At 35.9% G+C, this 16,901-nt stretch carries 18 protein-coding genes and 1 pseudogene; 9 read left to right on the forward strand and 10 right to left on the reverse strand.

The window, feature by feature from the left end:
* The first annotated feature begins 166 nt into the window (after positions 1-166).
* A complete protein-coding gene (locus CS937_RS02630; RefSeq protein ID WP_099156936.1) occupies positions 167-691 on the forward strand; it encodes a DinB family protein in 525 nt (174 codons plus the stop codon).
* 163 nt (positions 692-854) lie between these two features.
* Here CS937_RS02630 and CS937_RS02635 read toward each other — a convergent pair whose 3' ends face one another.
* From CS937_RS02635 to CS937_RS02645, 3 genes are all read right to left on the reverse strand, one after another.
* Positions 855-2,006, reverse strand: coding sequence for a PstS family phosphate ABC transporter substrate-binding protein (locus CS937_RS02635; RefSeq protein ID WP_099156937.1), 1,152 nt, complete (start codon positions 2,004-2,006; stop codon positions 855-857).
* A gap of 113 nt (positions 2,007-2,119) precedes the next feature.
* Positions 2,120-2,377 (reverse strand): hypothetical protein, encoded by a 258-nt coding sequence (locus CS937_RS02640; RefSeq protein ID WP_099156938.1) that lies wholly within the window; start codon positions 2,375-2,377, stop codon positions 2,120-2,122.
* 36 nt (positions 2,378-2,413) lie between these two features.
* Positions 2,414-3,283 carry an alpha/beta fold hydrolase gene (locus tag CS937_RS02645; protein ID WP_099156939.1) on the reverse strand — a complete coding sequence of 290 codons (870 nt, stop codon included), beginning with the start codon at positions 3,281-3,283 and terminating at the stop codon, positions 2,414-2,416.
* Between the two features lie 129 nt (positions 3,284-3,412).
* On the opposite strand from CS937_RS02645, the gene CS937_RS02650 reads away from it, so the two are divergent.
* Both CS937_RS02650 and abc-f read left to right on the forward strand, forming a co-directional pair.
* The gene (locus tag CS937_RS02650) at positions 3,413-4,006 is read left to right on the forward strand and encodes a TetR/AcrR family transcriptional regulator (RefSeq protein ID WP_176555717.1); all 594 of its coding nucleotides are present in this window, start codon (positions 3,413-3,415) and stop codon (positions 4,004-4,006) included.
* Between the two features lie 101 nt (positions 4,007-4,107).
* On the forward strand, positions 4,108-5,664 hold the full coding sequence (gene abc-f, locus CS937_RS02655; RefSeq protein ID WP_099156941.1) for a ribosomal protection-like ABC-F family protein: 1,557 nt from the start codon (positions 4,108-4,110) through the stop codon (positions 5,662-5,664).
* A 40-nt stretch (positions 5,665-5,704) separates the two neighbouring features.
* Here abc-f and CS937_RS02660 read toward each other — a convergent pair whose 3' ends face one another.
* Positions 5,705-6,109, reverse strand: a complete 405-nt coding sequence (locus CS937_RS02660; RefSeq protein ID WP_099156942.1) for a hypothetical protein — start codon at positions 6,107-6,109, stop codon at positions 5,705-5,707.
* Between the two features lie 120 nt (positions 6,110-6,229).
* On the reverse strand, positions 6,230-6,811 hold the full coding sequence (locus CS937_RS02665; protein ID WP_099156943.1) for a vWA domain-containing protein: 582 nt from the start codon (positions 6,809-6,811) through the stop codon (positions 6,230-6,232).
* A 97-nt stretch (positions 6,812-6,908) separates the two neighbouring features.
* Here CS937_RS02665 and CS937_RS02670 point away from each other — a divergent pair, with 97 nt between their 5' ends.
* The 3 genes from CS937_RS02670 (at position 6,909) to CS937_RS02680 (ending at position 9,517) form a co-directional block, all read left to right on the forward strand.
* Positions 6,909-7,400: a hypothetical protein gene (locus CS937_RS02670; protein ID WP_099156944.1), complete on the forward strand. Its 492-nt coding sequence runs from the start codon at positions 6,909-6,911 to the stop codon at positions 7,398-7,400.
* 78 nt (positions 7,401-7,478) lie between these two features.
* Positions 7,479-8,321: an aldo/keto reductase gene (locus CS937_RS02675; RefSeq protein ID WP_099156945.1), complete on the forward strand. Its 843-nt coding sequence runs from the start codon at positions 7,479-7,481 to the stop codon at positions 8,319-8,321.
* A gap of 170 nt (positions 8,322-8,491) precedes the next feature.
* Positions 8,492-9,517, forward strand: coding sequence for a DUF3231 family protein (locus CS937_RS02680; RefSeq protein ID WP_099156946.1), 1,026 nt, complete (start codon positions 8,492-8,494; stop codon positions 9,515-9,517).
* Between the two features lie 45 nt (positions 9,518-9,562).
* Here the strand turns inward: CS937_RS02680 and CS937_RS02685 are convergent, their stop codons facing one another.
* Positions 9,563-10,387 (reverse strand): M23 family metallopeptidase, encoded by an 825-nt coding sequence (locus tag CS937_RS02685; protein WP_099156947.1) that lies wholly within the window; start codon positions 10,385-10,387, stop codon positions 9,563-9,565.
* A 4-nt stretch (positions 10,388-10,391) separates the two neighbouring features.
* A complete protein-coding gene (locus tag CS937_RS19320; RefSeq protein ID WP_176555718.1) occupies positions 10,392-10,562 on the reverse strand; it encodes a hypothetical protein in 171 nt (56 codons plus the stop codon).
* Positions 10,563-10,636: 74 nt separating this feature from the next.
* Here CS937_RS19320 and CS937_RS19620 point away from each other — a divergent pair.
* Positions 10,637-10,788 (forward strand): annotated as a pseudogene (locus CS937_RS19620) (3-hydroxyacyl-CoA dehydrogenase family protein); the annotation flags it as partial.
* A 249-nt stretch (positions 10,789-11,037) separates the two neighbouring features.
* On the opposite strand, the gene CS937_RS02695 reads toward CS937_RS19620, so the two are convergent.
* Both CS937_RS02695 and shc read right to left on the reverse strand, forming a co-directional pair.
* The gene (locus CS937_RS02695; protein ID WP_099156948.1) at positions 11,038-12,528 is read right to left on the reverse strand and encodes a BCCT family transporter; all 1,491 of its coding nucleotides are present in this window, start codon (positions 12,526-12,528) and stop codon (positions 11,038-11,040) included.
* A 260-nt stretch (positions 12,529-12,788) separates the two neighbouring features.
* Positions 12,789-14,666 (reverse strand): squalene--hopene cyclase, encoded by a 1,878-nt coding sequence (shc, locus tag CS937_RS02700; protein ID WP_099156949.1) that lies wholly within the window; start codon positions 14,664-14,666, stop codon positions 12,789-12,791.
* Between the two features lie 110 nt (positions 14,667-14,776).
* Between shc and CS937_RS02705 the strand changes: the two genes are divergently transcribed.
* Entirely contained in the window at positions 14,777-15,931 is a 1,155-nt protein-coding gene (locus tag CS937_RS02705; protein WP_176555719.1) for a DUF2515 family protein, read from the forward strand.
* A complete protein-coding gene (locus tag CS937_RS19930) occupies positions 15,855-16,307 on the forward strand; it encodes a CBO0543 family protein (RefSeq protein WP_425445446.1) in 453 nt (150 codons plus the stop codon). The genes CS937_RS02705 and CS937_RS19930 overlap by 77 nt, the downstream gene beginning before the upstream one ends.
* Before the next feature lie 34 nt (positions 16,308-16,341).
* Here CS937_RS19930 and CS937_RS02715 read toward each other — a convergent pair whose 3' ends face one another.
* Positions 16,342-16,881 carry a GNAT family N-acetyltransferase gene (locus CS937_RS02715; RefSeq protein WP_099156951.1) on the reverse strand — a complete coding sequence of 180 codons (540 nt, stop codon included), beginning with the start codon at positions 16,879-16,881 and terminating at the stop codon, positions 16,342-16,344.
* Positions 16,882-16,901: the final 20 nt, after the last annotated feature.

Raw genomic sequence — 16,901 nt, forward strand, 5'->3', positions numbered from 1 at the left:
TGATTTCTCGCTTTTTTCATTTTGTCCTGCCAAATATCAAAAATAATTACAGGAATTTACTATTATAGTAGAGAACTAATTAAAATGAAGAATAAGGATGACAATGAAAATAAAAGCATATACATGTTGGTAGAAGAATAATTAATTGCCAGAAAGGAGTAGTTAAATGAATTTCAATATGGATGAAGCTATTGAACTATTGGATCGTACACCACAAACATTGGAGTATTTTTTATCTGGTTTATCTAATGGATGGTTGCAGTGCAATGAAGGTGAAAGAACCTGGAATGCCTCTGAAGTGATTGAGCATTTAATTGAGGGAGAAAAAAATAACTGGATTCCGAGATTAGAAACTATTCTAAGGGGTGGTGAAAATAAAGCCTTTCCCCCATTTGATCGCTTTTCTCACTTAAACAAGTCAGAGCGATCGATTGAACAAAAATTTCTTGAGTTTAAAACGATTAGATTTCAAAATATAACTAAACTTAAAGCAATGATTGAACCTGATTTTCATCTTGAACGCACTGGATCACATCCTGCATTTGGTACAGTGAAGTTAAGAGAACTACTAGCTACATGGGTAGTTCACGATTTAACACATATTTCTCAAATTACACGGGTAATGGCTGAGCGATACAGAAATGATGTGGGACCATGGATAGAATATTTAGGTATATTGAAAAAGAAGTAATAGGGCATCATTCTATTGAAATTTAAACCTAAATCATTACCTGAAGACTTGAAAAAGTTGAATTGATAGGTAATCCGTTCTTTATGGTACCAAAATAAAACTAACCTATCTAGATGTATTTAATCAAATAGATAGGTCATTTTCCTGTATGAAGCTAAAATACTTATTTCACCGAAACATACCCAGTCTTTTCCACAATTTGTTGTCCCTGATCAGATTGCATCCACTCGATAAACTCCTTGACATGTGGATTACTACTATTCGCTGTCACAGCATAAAACTCGGCTACAATTGGGTAAGAATTGTTTTGAATAGTTTCTTTAGTAGGAAGAACCCCTTCTACAGCTATGTTCTTAATCTTTCCGTTCTTAACCATCTCATGTGAAAAATATCGAAATGAAAATCCAATTGCATTACTTCGATTTTTATATTCGGAAATTTCTGTTATAATTCCTCCCATACCAGATACAATTTCCTCATTTGGCGGCTCCATTAACGGAATACCATCCATAAAACTGATTAATGAAGACTGGCTTCCGCTTCCCTCAGGACGTTGAAAGGCACGGATTACTTCATCATTACCGCCGACTTCACGCCAATTCGTAATCTCACCAGAATATATTTTTTGAATCTGATTGATTGTTAGTTTTTCAACCGGGTTATCTTTATTTACAAAAAATACAAAAGCTTCCCGCCCAATCGGAGTCAGTGTCAACTCAACCCCCATTTGTTCAGCACTATTCATTTGAACTTCGGATGGATGGGCCATAAATACGATGTCGACTTCCCCTCTAATTAATCGATCAAAAGCATTACTCGTTTGACTTGATAAAATCTCACTATTTTTGTCTTCCAATGGATAATCTTTTTCCGGATAAACTGCTCGCCCAAAGGCAGCATAAACAGGGTATAGTGCAGTTGCTCCATCTAGTTTGGGAAGTTGATCATTAATTGTAAAGGTCGACTCATCATTTAAAGAGACCACTTTTGTGTTCTCAACGAATGGACGATATTGCGTTAAATCTACATCTTGTGTACTTACAACTTCCAAGCTATTTATGTACATTTGATAGCCTTCATAGCTAAAACAAGAAACGACCGCTACAGCGACAAAAGTTATTGCACTAACCCTTACTTTTTTCTTATAAAATTGTCCATAGATTGCTAGAATACCAAGAATAATAAGTCCAATGGTTATCCCAAGAAAAAACGGAACATAAAAATCAGCTTCTCTGGAAAATAAAGCAAAAATAGTTGCAATAAGGCCAACGATACCTATAGATACAGCCATAAAAAGAGAACCTACTAATTTCATTCTATTGAAACACCTCCCACATTTTGCGATCTGGCCGCACTTCCGCTAATTGCAGATGATTTCTTTCGTTTTTCAATCGCGTTTGTACCCATAACCACAATCACACAAAAACGTCATGCAGCCTCTCCGCAAATTCTTTTGGTTGTCAAACTACCCCCAACATGATTTCCGGGAAAATAAACAATTGTTTTTCCTAATTTTTCCGTAAGTCCAGCGCTGTATTGGTTAGGGGGAAACTTTGAATCGATACCACTTGTGGTAATGATTTTCGTTGCTGAAGAACTCTGTGCAGCTTTAAATTTGCTGACATTCGGCTTGTAGCTTCTGAACGCTTGTTCCTCACATGTCAGGAAATAATCGATGTTATCCATTAACTTTTTCGTATCCTCTTCAGGACGTTCAGAATTTTAACGTAGTAATGAATTGACATCTTCCACAATTAATGAAGGACGATCCGTATACACATTATGATAACAATTCTCTGCCAAGATATAGTTACTATTGGATGACAAATGAAGTTGATTCTTTATTAACTTTTGCCATACATCTTCTATTTTTACAGCTTGCTGTTCAGGCATTCCTTGACTAATCATCATTTTAATAGAATACTCAGGTTCCCGCCCAATCACGGTTAGGCGGATATTAATTAATTCCCCAAATTTTTTAATCAAGCTTGCATCGTTTGTCATCTCTTCCAGTTCATCTGCCATTGCCTGATACATAAGCGGCTTTGATTTAAACTCAAGAATTCGTTCCTTGGCCTCATCCGTTAAATTTTGTTGTTCTGGTAATAACTGTTTATTCAATATACTTCTTAATTGAGTTGGTTTCATTTTTGAAAAACCACGATACATCTCTATCAATTTTGTATTCTGTTGTCCAATCACTTCTTCAAGTAATTCAAAATCAGTTGAGCTGGATTCTACCAAAATCAAGGAACGAACATTGTCTGGATGTTCAAAAGCAAAATGTTGAGCACAGAGCCCTCCATATGAATGCCCAATTAGAATCACTGGATCATCTACGTTTAATTTATTCAACAACATTTTAAGGTCATTTACAGTTGCAGATATATTCCGCTTTTCTGTTCCAAGTTCACTTTCACCACATCCAGCACGATGAAACATGATCACTTGAGCACGATTAGATAGCTCACTTGACACCTCTTCCCATTCATCCATTGCAGAACTTAATCCTGGGAGAATCACTACTGGCTGTCCGTTTCCCTCTACATTAACTTCTAACATTTTTGTACCAATATTTATTATACTTCGCATAACTTCTACCTCTTTATAATTATTGTTACACACGTAGCTACGATTGCGTTATAATTAGTATAATGCAAAGTTATGTAAAAATCTATAATAAATATTACATAACTTTATTTTAAGACGAGGGTGAAACAATTGGATGGATATGAAAGAAGAGCATTATTAAAGAAAACTTCAATCGAAAAAGCAGCTTTTCAACTGCTCAACTCAGGTGGAATCAAGGCCTTTCGTATAAAAGATATAGCTGAAATCGCCGGAACTTCTCCTGCTTCTATCTATAATTACTATGGCAGTAAAGAGAAACTATTAGTTGAGGTTATGAAAGGATTTTATGAACAGCAATATCAGAAGTTTACAAATCTGGTTCATAATGACGATTCTTTCATTGAGCAGTTAAGTAGCTATTTTCTTCAAAAGCCTGAAGGAACCAATTTACTCAGAAAAGACATTATGGAAGAAATATTAAAGGAACACAGTGAATTAAATGAATTAATTAAAGAGTACCAAAATAAAATGTCCCCCCTTTTTGTAGAATGGATTGAAAAAGGGCGTAAACAAGGATATGTGAAGGAAGGTATCTCCAATGAGACAATTATGTATTATTACAATATGATGTCCAAAGCTATGGATAATTTATTTAACCAACTTTCAGAACACCAAGATGTAGAAGAAATTTTCAAAGAGGTAAAACAACTGTTTTTCTATGGATTTATTAATGATGTAAAATGAATGTTTCTTATATATATGAATATGTTGTTATCCCCCTATCCTTTTCACAAATTGACCCTTATAATAGAAAAGATAAATATAAAAGAAAAGGTGTTTGAATCATGAGTTTATTGACAGTCAAGAATTTAAGTCACGGATTCGGAGATCGTGCGATTTTCGATGATGTTTCTTTTCGTTTATTACAGGGTGAGCACATTGGACTTATTGGTGCCAATGGTGAAGGTAAGTCCACTTTTATGAATATTATTACAGGAAAACTTGAACCAGATGCTGGAAACGTTAGTTGGTCGAAGCATTCAAGGGTTGGTTATTTGGATCAGCATACTGTCTTAAAACAGGGCATGACTATTCGTGATGTGCTTCGGACAGCTTTTCAATATTTGTATGATATGGAAGAAGCAATGAATCAACTCTATGCAAAAATGGGTGCAGTTGACCCAGATGAATTAGAGGATATCTTAGAAGAAACTGGCCGCATACAAGATGCACTTACGAATAATGACTTTTATATTATAGATGCAAAGGTTGAAGAAGTTGCGAATGGACTTGGTTTAGATGACTTTGGATTAGATCGTGATGTAAATGATTTAAGTGGTGGGCAGCGCACAAAAGTATTGCTAGCCAAGTTACTGTTGGAAAAACCAGACATTTTGTTACTCGATGAACCAACGAACTATCTTGATGAAGAGCATATCGAATGGTTGAAAAATTATCTACTGGTATATGAGCATGCTTTCATTCTCGTCTCTCATGATATTCCATTTCTAAACAGTGTTGTCAATTTAATTTATCATATGGAAAACCAGCAGTTAACACGCTATCCGGGTGATTACAATGAATTCCTGCGTGTGTATGATATGAAAAAACAACAACTAGCTTCAGCCTACAAGAAGCAACAAAAGGAAATTGCCAACCTCAAGGACTTTGTGGCTAGAAACAAAGCAAATGCTGCAACAAGTAAAATGGCAATGTCCCGCCAAAAGAAGCTGGATAAAATGGATATTATTGAATTAGATGCCGAAAAACCCAAACCTGAATTTGACTTCAAACTAGCACGGACACCCGGCAGATATCTTTTTGAAACCAATGATTTTATTATTGGTTATGATGAACCTCTTTCCAGAGAGCTCAATTTAACAATGGAACGAGGGCAGAAAATTGCTTTATCCGGAGCTAACGGAATTGGAAAAACTACTCTACTTCGGAGCATACTTGGTGAAATCCCTGCCTTATCAGGTTCTGTTCAGTTAGGGGAACATTTGCACATTGGATACTTTGAACAAGAAATGAAAGAAACAAGCAAAAATACATGTATCGAAGAAATTTGGGACACATTCCCTCACCTTAATCAATATGAAGTACGTGCATCATTGGCCAAGTGCGGTCTTACAACAAAGCATATTGAAAGCAATGTACAAGTCCTCAGTGGCGGGGAAAAAGCAAAAGTTCGACTTTGCAAATTGATCAATCAGGAAACCAATCTACTTGTTCTGGATGAACCTACCAATCATCTAGATCATGATGCAAAGGAAGAATTAAAACGCGCACTAAATGACTATAAAGGCAGCGTACTCCTTATCTCACACGAACCAGCATTTTATGAAGGTATTGTAACAGATGTGTGGAACTGTGAGAATTGGACAACGAAAGTGTTTTAAAGAATGGGGACAAGTTCTGTCCCCATATTTTAACTAGAATTTACTCGCCTTTGTCCCGCTCACATAAAATATCCTTAATTATTTCTATATGAAACGCCGCCCACGCTTTTTCTTTAAAATGAAATATGGAACTTACCGTTAAAGCAATGAGATACAAAGAAATGAAAATAGACCATATCAACATGTCTTTAAACAGAAATTCCTGGATTTTACTTGAAAACAAAAATAATAGCCACGGAATCGCAGTGACAAAGATAGGGATAATCCCCGTTCCATTTTGTTCTTTAATCATTCGAAAGTAAATTAATTTAAGCGTTTCGCTGTCAAGATTTTCATAAAAAGATTTAATTTCAGCTGTTTCTTTAATTTCCTTGTTGGAAAGAATATCCGTTTGTCTTTTTAACATCAAAAATATTTTATGTGCATCCCCACGAAAAGTAAACATAAGGCTTCCCCTTTCACATATATACGCTATAGTCTTTCTCTTTTTACCTACTATGTGAATTGTTTACTACTTACGGAAGATACATACATTTAATGAAATAGAAGGACAGACTCTAAATCCCTACTGCCTTTTATCGGTTACTATTTTGTTCACCGTATCATACATTTTCTCCATTCCGGTTGAAGTTGCTTCATAATCAAATGCGTTTTCTGTTATAATTCCCATTCGATTAGCTTCTTGACTAGCATCTATATTTGCGCCAAGAAATATAAAGTCCCAATTGTATTTTTCCTGATGATGTGCAATTAATTTTTTCACCTTTTCATACGTAAATTCACAGCTGACATTCTCTAAACCATCAGTCGTAATTACAAATATAACCTTACCAGGCAGATCATCTTCACTGCAATTGGATAACCTGTGGCTTACATCCAGAATGGTTTTACCTACCGCATCAAGTAAGGCTGTCATGCCTCTAACATAATAGTCTTTTTCTGTCAGCCTTGCTTGTTTTCCAACGATTCCATTCCATAATATTTCATACTTATCATCAAATAGCACAGTAGTTACAATTGTTTCTCCCTCGATCTGATTTTGCATCTCAATAAATGTGTTAAAACCGCCAATCGTATCACTTTCAAGTCCACTCATTGAACCACTCCGGTCAAGTAAAAAAATAATTTCTGTCAGGTTTTTATTCATTATCTCATCATCCTTCCATTCATTAATCATGCTATAATAATAACTAAACTGACAGATGATTTGGTCGCCTGGGAAGCGACATTTGGAGGTGAAACGAATGCTTGGGGAAAAATTATTGAAAAAATTACAGAAATATTTTGACGAAAAATTAATCCATATTGAATTTAGCCAATTTGAATCTGAAATTACTTTTAATCCCCTCAATGCCGACCAATTTGAATTAGAAAATTATATTCATAACAAGCGAAAACCCTCGTTTGCTGAAATTTTATTTACCTTTATCGATCAAAAAGACTATAGCGATTCAGAAGTATATAAAAAAGCAGGAGTTGACCGTAGACATTTTTCAAAAATACGATCCAACCCAAAATACCGTATTAGCAAAAATACTGCCCTCTCTCTTGCTATTGCTCTCCAATTAAACAAAAAAGAAACCGAACAACTCTTAAGTGCTGCTGGTTTCTCATTATCAGACCATGAAACCGTTGATTTAGTAATTCAATTTTGCCTGGAGAAAAAAATATATGATATCGATGACGTTAATCAGGCATTAGAATATTTTAGTTTGAAACCACTAACCCGAGCATAAACTATCGATCCAAATAGTTGAACTTAAATTCTCATAAGTGATAATCTTAAGATATTATTATTGAAGGAGTGATTGGTTATGAGTTTATCCATTCCAGAGATCACACTAAATGATGGTCTTACACTACCAGTTATCGGTTTTGGTACATATCGATTAAATGGAAATCCAGGTGTCAATGCGATCAATAGTGCAATTGATTTAGGGTATCGACTAATTGATACTGCTTATAATTATGAAAATGAAGGAACTGTTGGTGAGGCCGTTCGTCGCAGTTCGATTCCTAGAGACCAGCTAAGGATCACTTCCAAATTACCTGGCCGCTACCAGGAGTATGATAAGGCCGTAACTACCATTCAAGAATCATTATACCGAGCAAATCTTGATTATTATGATTTATATCTTATTCACTGGCCAAACCCTAAGCAGGACAACTATGTTGAGGCATGGCAGGCATTAATTGATGCGAAAAAATGGGGGTTAATTCGTTCTATCGGTGTATGTAACTTCCTACCTGAACATATTGATCGATTAAACAAGGAAACTGGTGTTAAGCCAAGCATAAACCAAATAGAATTACACCCGTACTTTAACCAAGAGGAACAACGAAAATGGCATGAAGAAAATAACATTACAACAGAATCCTGGAGTCCCTTAGTAAGGGCTAATGAAGTGTTACAAAATGAAACCTTACGAAATATTGCTAGGGATCACAACAAAACTATTTCCCAGGTAATTTTACGATGGCATTATCAACTCGGAACAATTCCAATTCCTAAATCATCGTCGCCAAAACGCCAACTAGAAAATATCTCAATCTTTAATTTTTCCCTAAATGAAACAGAATTGAGCACAATTGCAGAATTAACTCGCCCTGATGGGAGAATGAAGAACCAAGACCCTGCTATTTATGAAGAATTTTAAATATATATAACTGCGCATCACTTTATGAATAAGTGGTGCGCTTTTTTAGCGTTGGATTCATTAGACTTCCCTCCTATTAATGGTAATCTCAGTCATTACATGTATTTAGAATAAAAGCTTGTAAAAACGTTTAAACTAAGATGACTAGACTAGGAAGAGGGAATATATTCATGAAACAAAATAAAACAACTAATTTAAAAAAAATGAATGAGACGCTATCATCAACAGAAATGGGAAAACTGTGGGTAGCTTATGAAGGAAATACCATGGCTAGGTGTGTTCTTAGTTATTTCCTTAACCATGTTGAGGACAAAGATATTAAGCAAGTTGTACAAAAAGCGTTGAAATTAAGTAAAACACTATTGGTAGAAATTAAAGAAATATTTACACAAGCTAACTTTCCTTTACCAGTTGGTCTTACAGATAACGATGTGAACTTAGATGCACCAAGACTATTTTCCGATGAATTTTATCTACATTATTTAAAATATACGAGCAAAGCAGGTATGAGTATCTATTCAATTGCCATTCCTATCATGATAAGAAAGGATATAAGAGAATTCTTTATTAAAACCTCTCAAGCTACTGTAGAGCTTATATCAGATGTGAATGATGTAATGATGCAGAAAGGGTTCTTACCTTTGCCACCATCTATACCCATTCCAGACCAAATTGATTATGTCAAAAAGCAAAATTATTTAAATGGCTTTTTTGGAAATGTTCGATCATTACATGCATTAGAAATTGCACATCTTTACGATAATATCGAGAACAATGTAACAAGCAAGGCGCTTTTAATAGGCTTTAGTCAAGTAGCCAAGGATGAACAAGTTAAAAAATTTCTATTAAGAGGAAAGGAAATCACCAACAAACATATAGAATACTGTACACAGCAGCTACATAAAGACAATTTACCTTCTCCATCGTTATTGGATGATCTAGTAAGCACTACTACTTCCGCTCCTTTTTCAGACAAGCTAATGACGTTGCATAAAATCGATATGTTTTCCATGAAAGTTAGATCGTATGCTAATGCAATATCACTTAATGGAAGACGTGATATTAGTGGTATGTATGCTAAATTTTTAATGGATACTGCACTGTTTGTTGAGGACGGCGGAAATATTACGATTAATAAAGCCTGGATGGAACAACCACCAAAAGCAGCCGACCGAAATAATTTAGCAAAAGAGTAGGTTTTGGGACAGGGGGGACAGGTTCACTGTCCCTCCTTTCCTTTCCTATCTGACAAAGTCTCCTTGTATAGGTTCTTCCCCATATTTAAACTGTATTCGAACTGATTTCCCTGCAAAAACGTTTGGAGAATCCATTACTTGAAAATGAATATGAGGCTCACTTGAATTTCCCGAATTACCGCACTGACCAAGCACTTCTCCTCTCGCCACATGTTCACCTGGATTGACTGAGATCGAACCTTCTTTAAAATGAGCAAGCAAGCTATACTCTCCATTTTCGTTTTCGATAATCACGTGATTTCCAAGGGGTTTCTCTGGATTCATTTCACCTGGAACATTATCATCAATACTATTAACAACTGCGATAACCTTACCATTCGCAGGTGCTACAACTTCTTTACCGAACGCATAGTAATGTTTATTCTTTTTAGGATTCCCATGATGAGTACTTCCATTTTTCATCATTACCAAATCATAAGCATACCGTTGTGAGGCTGTAACGTAGTGATAATTAATAAGCTGGTTTGTACCTCCCCAGAAGACAAACCATTCATCTTTGATTGGCATGGAGTATTTATTTTTAGTATAAATCTGGTCAGACCCAGGATACGTCGCTAGAGGTGCTAACTGAAGAGCTTGAATTATTCCGTGTTTATCAAAAACAACCTGGAATCCCCTCGATTGATCCCCATCGATCCAAACATAACGTTTCATATGCTTGTCAATCGTGAAATTTGTTTCCAGATCATATCGGCTTACACCTTGATTAAAAGACTCTGCAAGCTTTTCAAAATCGTCAAATGAAATATTCTGTTGGAATTGCTCACTAGTCTGCTGATAAATTCTAGAGAAACCTCCTTGCAAGAACACCTCATTAAATTCTCCGGTAAAATCCTGTCCTTTTTCTTGACATTCTGCATGCTATTTCCACTACTGACTTCCGTAATTCCAATATCCCCGGACCAGTTAACAGTCTGCCCGACACTGCTGATAAAGGAAGAATACCTGCTGCAATCAATGCCAAAATGCTACTTTTTACTTTCAAGAAAAACACCGCCCTCTATTATTTGATTAATCTGTCTACTATATTTACGTATAACTCCTTAAAAAGTTCCGTAGCTACATAAAGAGCAGCCAGGCTATAAGTTCCATTATTAGAAGCAGCTCAGGAGCTCTTATTACATGAAGTTGCCGATCCGGAAACAATCGATAAAACATGGATGATCGCTACAGGTTCACCAAAAGGTCCATTTGCGATTTTAGACGTTATAATATTGCCAAAGGAAAAATCTGAAGGTAATCCAGAATTTGAAAAATTTAGCCGGGACAGGGGGACAGGTTCATTGTCCCAGTTTTTGAATTTGTTAAACACCTAAAAAAGCGTAGCATCACCACTAGTAACTGGTGATGCTACGCTTTTTTTGTTTAGGAAAACGAATAGCGTGTTTTGAATATCCTCCCACTATGTGCTCAAGTAATGACTTGTCTACAGAGTGGTTTTTAGGTTGTTTGATGTTAACTCATTTTTTTCTTTCTATCATTTTCATTTCTTTATTAAGAGATTTTATCAAGGAAATCATCATTAGAATCATAACGAATGAAAATGGAAGTGCAGCGGCGATAATTGTATTTTGCAGTGCTGTTAACCCTCCAACATAAAGTAAGATTAGAGCAACGGAAGACTGCGCGAGACCTAAAGCAATTTTGACACTAGTTGGAGGTGTTAAAGAACCGTTTGTAGATTGCATCCCCAATACAAATGTTGCTGAATCTGCTGAAGTAACGAAAAATGTCATGATAAGTAAAATCGCCATAATCGATAACAGGAATGAAAATGGTAATTGATCGAACATATTAAATAATACTAATTCCGTTGTAGACTTTGTTAAATCTGTACCATTATTTTGTACATAACCTGCTGTTGTTCCAAAAGTTGCAAACCAGATAGATATGATTAACGTCGGTACTACAATCACTCCAAACATAAATTGGCGGATGGTTCTTCCGCGGGATACGCGGGCAATGAACATACCTACAAACGGTGCCCAGGAAATCCACCAGGCCCAGTAGAAAAGGGTCCATGCATCAAACCAGCTTCGATTATCGCCTTCAAGTGGCGCCGTTCGGAAACTCCACTGTACAATGTTTTGTAAGTACAGACCAACTGTTTCAGTGAACATGTTAAGGGATAGCAATGTTGGACCGACAAACAGCACGGTAAAAAATAACAAGATAGCAAGTACCATGTTCGCATTGGATAAGTATTTAATCCCCTTACTCAATCCTGACCAGGCAGACATAAGAAATAAAATGGTGACGATGAAAACAATAATGAACTGTGAGGTAAAACCAACATCTATTCCAAAAAGATGGTTTAGCCCACCATTGATTTGTACAGCTCCAAATCCTAGTGAAGTTGCAACACCAAATATGGTTGCGAATGTAGCAAGAACGTCGATCGTTTTACCAAAAGGACCTTTCATTTTGTCGCCGAACAGAGGTTTCAGTGTCGCAGAAACTAAGCCGGGTTCACCTTTGCGGAATTGGAAAAATGCGAGTGCAAGTGCAAATAGTCCATACATCGCCCAACCATGAATACCCCAGTGGAAATAGGTGATGGCAAGCCCATTTTTAAAAGCCTGTTCAGATCCTTCCCCTCCAAAAGGGGCATCTGAAAACGAATGAGAAAGTGGTTCAGCTGCACCATAGAAGACTAAACCGATTCCTAAACCTGCAGAGAAGAGCATAGCAATCCATGATGTAGTAGAAAAATCAGGCTTTTCATGATCTTTTCCTAAGCGGATTTTCCCATAAGGACTAATTGCAATAATAACGGTAGTAATCACTAAGGCGGTCATCAGCCACATATAATACCATCCGAATGTTGTGGAAAGAAAGGCGTTAATATTGGTAGTTACTTGCTCAAATTGTGTTGGTGTTAATACGCCTAACGTAACAAAAATAATAACTAATGCGATAGTAATGTAAAAAACAATCGATATTTTTTTCATAACTAAACTCCACATCCTATATACAAAAAAAGTAGCAACGTAATATCGTAATAATCTTATAATATCGCAAAGAATAGATAGTTATGCGAACTCTTTGCGTAAAACTTACAGAAAAAAGTGGGACATGGGGTCAGACCCCATGTCCCGCTTCTCTTATCTCTTTTTCTCTGTTCCTAGGCAAAACGCTCACCATCTATCACTCTTACACAAATATTAATAACAAGTGTTCGGCTTATTTAACGCGTTTTCTCTAGCAACAATTAATCGTACTTTTCTACATAATGGCTTAATGTAAGCAGTGGCCATATATAATTATAACTGTGATAATAAATATAAAAGCTTCCAGGAAGTCCTGCTCCTGTAGGATACGTGTATGTCCAATCACGTTCATTTAACAGCTTTATCAAACAATCTATCCCTCGGTCAATTTCCTCGGTTCGATAATCGAATACTGAAATGAGTGCATCTACAGCCCATGCAGTTTGTGATGGTGTGCTAGAACCTAGTGATATATACCTTCTCTCCCTATCACTCGCACATGATTCACCCCATCCTCCGTCTATATTTTGGACATTCTTCAACCAATTAATGCCCTTTTTGATTGCATCTTGCTCCTTTTTCACCCCGACTGCTCTCATTCCAGTTAGCGCTGCCCATGTTCCATAAATATACGAAATCCCCCAACGGCCATACCACGAACCATCCTTTTCCTGGTTTCTCTCTAACCACTCCACTCCCCGTTTTATTTGTGGATGGTGAATAGTTAAGGATGCATCTTGACCTAGAAACTCCAATGTACGGCCTGTTAAATCGGAACTTGAAGGATCGATACTCGCTGACTCTGCTCCATCGATTGGAACTAGGGTCAAAATCTTTTTATCCGTATTTTTTTCAAATGCTGGCCATCCGCCATCATCATTTTGCATCGATAAAACCCAATTAATCCCTCTAAACCAGGATTGTCTTAAATGTGGAGATGCACGCACTGTTTTTCTAACTGCACGCAATGCTGCTGTCGTGTCGTCTACATCAGGATTCCATTTATTTATATCTGAAAAACCCCAACCGCCTGGTAATACATATGGATTATGAATTACCCAATCACCAAATTGGTAATGCTGTCGTTGTAAAATATACTGAATAGCTTTTTGAATAGTTTGTGAAGCGTTATCCACACCCGAAGCTTGCAGTGCATAGGAAATAAGGGAGGTATCCCAAACTGTAGATGTTGAATTTTGTATATGTCCGTTCGACTGACATTTTAATGATTTTAAACCACTAACCGCTTGTTTTATTACTTGATCGTCTTTAGAATGCCCCAATGCTAATAGGGAAAAAATCATTAAAAATGTGGCACTAAAATAACTATATAATGTCCCATCAGATTCAAGTCTGGCTAACATATACTTTTTGGCTTCTTTCAAAGCCATTTGATGTAGCTTACTAGGAAATCCTATCAAACTGTTAACACATTGTTTAATGGAATCTATCAATGATCTAGCTTCAGGGGACCTAAGTTCTTTAAAACTATCATTTTCTGATATTCTACTGTTTAATAAGTCAGGTAAATTGGGAGAACCTTTCCTTTTTAAAACAAACTTTTGATCAGCAACTATTAGAATAGGAACCATATGTACGCGTGCATACCCCACAAAATCAAAAAAGTTAATTGGGAAAGATTGAGGAAGTAAGATCATTTCTATTGGGACAGGAAAGTATTTTGGCCAAGGGATTTGGCCTGTCACGGCTAACATTACCTTCGTAAGCGAATTCGCTTTGTCGAGGCAACCTTTTCTAATAATATATTGTTTTGCCTTCTCCATCTGTTTAGCATCTTTTTGTTGATAACCAGAAAAAAGAAGTGCATAGTATGCCTCGATTGTTGCTGAAAGATTACCTTCTTTTTCATCCTTATAAAGTTTCCACGACCCATTTTCACTTTGTTTTGACTGTATACGCCTAGCTAATTCCTTTATCAATTCTTCGTCATTTATCTCCAATGACCTTAATAAAATAATCATATATGCATCTGTCATTGAACTTCCTTCAAAACAAAATCGCCAAGTTCCATCATTTGACTGCTTATCTTTCATAATCTTAATTAGACGATTTATTTCAGTTTTGACATCATTTTTCATAGCAATCAGCCTCTCCATAACACGGTCTTATAGATTACTTTATTCACTGAAAAAATACAATATAACATCTGATGGTCAAGAATGGTGACTTGGTAAATGGGGGTGAATAAATGGGATTCAGTTGTATCAAACGAAAATTGTACTTTACTAATAAGCTTTCACCACGTTTAAAAGATATAAAAAAAGACCTAAAAAAAAATATTCATCATCCCATTACTGTAAAGGATTTAAATAAAGATGAACAAAACATTATTAACCGAATTAAAAGTGAAACAGCACAAAAAAATAAGAATAACACGACAAGAACCCATTATTATTTAGAGTTTTATAAGCAATTCCCCGAAATTCATTGGGCATTTTTAGGTCATATGGTATCTAGAAATGGCGGGTGGAATATGACAGATTTAAGAGGAGGTTTATTGTCCAGATTACTATCAGAAGAAGAACAAAATAACTTTTTTGCTTTTTTGGAACGGGGCAATTGGCTCATCTTCCATGATATTTATCCCCAATTGTTGTTATATCAAGAAAGCGTAAACCGAAATACCAATTTATTTTATATGCTTCAAGTTATTGGCGCCTCCACATTTATGGAAGTGATATGGAATTATTTTTGGGAAAATAAGGATGAATATCTTTTAGCAATAGCTCTTGTGATTAATGAACAAAGCTATCTGGAAGAAAGAGTAATTCAAAAACCTTATTACCAAAAAACGGTATTAGAAACAATAGAATTCAAACTTCAAGACCTTTTAAGCTTAAATCAAATTCTTTTTCCCTACATAGATGAAAGTGCCATAAGGCTCACTGGTCAAACCATTCATCACTTCTCCTCGTTACATGATCGCATTTTACTAGGAAAAAGATTGTACAAATTACTGTTTGAACGTGAAAACTACCATAAGTTTTTCAAATGGGCATCAAAACAACCACACACTGGATCCAGAAAAGACTATTGCTCAATGTTATTTAATGACATAAATGAATCTATACCCGGAAAACCGTTCAAACGGCGAACAGAGAATTGTAACTTAAAGCCTGGCTCACATCGTATATACAGTCCAAAATTAAAGTATGCCTGGAAGAACAGAGAGCATGAACAAGCAGAAAAAGGAGACTGGTATCACAAATGGAAAGTCGTACATTATTTAGAAAAATACACGCAACATGTGGATGGGGATATTCTTGATGAATACTGTGACACGCTGGAGAGGATCGAATTCGCAATCCTCGCAAAAGAAAAGTTTTTATACAAAAATATCTGATAAGAAGGCCATACTATGTACCATTCTATTTTCGACACTTATAGGCACTTACTTGGATCTAATAATGGTTGGAAATGGATTGTATTCATTTCCAAATCGCCCTTTTCCAACTATATTTTCAATTAATATTTTATTTACGTTTGTCATACTACCAGTGTTAACAGTCAGCATTATATATTTATTTAAAAAGCTTACCACCTTATTACGATTAGGATTTGTTCTTATCATTTTCTTTCTACTACCGTTCATCGAACATTTATCAGAATTTTTCGGAGTATTTATACATTCCAATGATTGGCACCATCTCTATTCCAGTTTTGGTTACACATTCTTTATAGTAATCATATGGAAATTTTATACATGGTTATGCCCTTAAGCGGGGACATGGGGGTCCGTCCCCGTGTCCCACACTAGTCTAACGGATTAATAATTGCTAGTACTTGGTGATCTTCCCATTGTCCGTTGATCTTCACATTCTTCCTTGCAATTCCTTCTTTGTGAAAACCGGATTTCTCCAATACTCGAATAGAACCAATATTACTCGGCATAACTCCTGCCTCGATTCGATGCAGTTTAAGTGTATCAAAAGCATACTTCACAAGTAATTGGACCGCTTCCGTTGTGTAACCTTTACCGTTATGAGCTTCATCTAAAAAATATCCAATGAACGCAGCTTGTATTGATCCACGTACTACTTGGAAAAGATTGATCGTTCCAACTAATTGATCATTATCATTTTTAAAAATGCCGAAATTATAACCACTGTCTTGATTTCTATTCTCCGCAAATGCTTTTATCCGTTCGACTTGTGCTTCAAGTCTATAAAAATCATTTTCTCGTTCCATTGCAAATTCCTCGAAAAATGATTTGTTATCCAGTTGTAATTGAAGCAATGCTTCTGCATCCTCCGGGACAAATTCTCTGATATAAATATGATTTCCTTTCATGATAACTCCCCCAATATTTTATA

Origin of the sequence: Virgibacillus ndiopensis, assembly GCF_900187325.1 — a bacterium.
Taxonomy (GTDB): Bacteria; Bacillota; Bacilli; order Bacillales; family Amphibacillaceae; genus Virgibacillus_E; species Virgibacillus_E ndiopensis.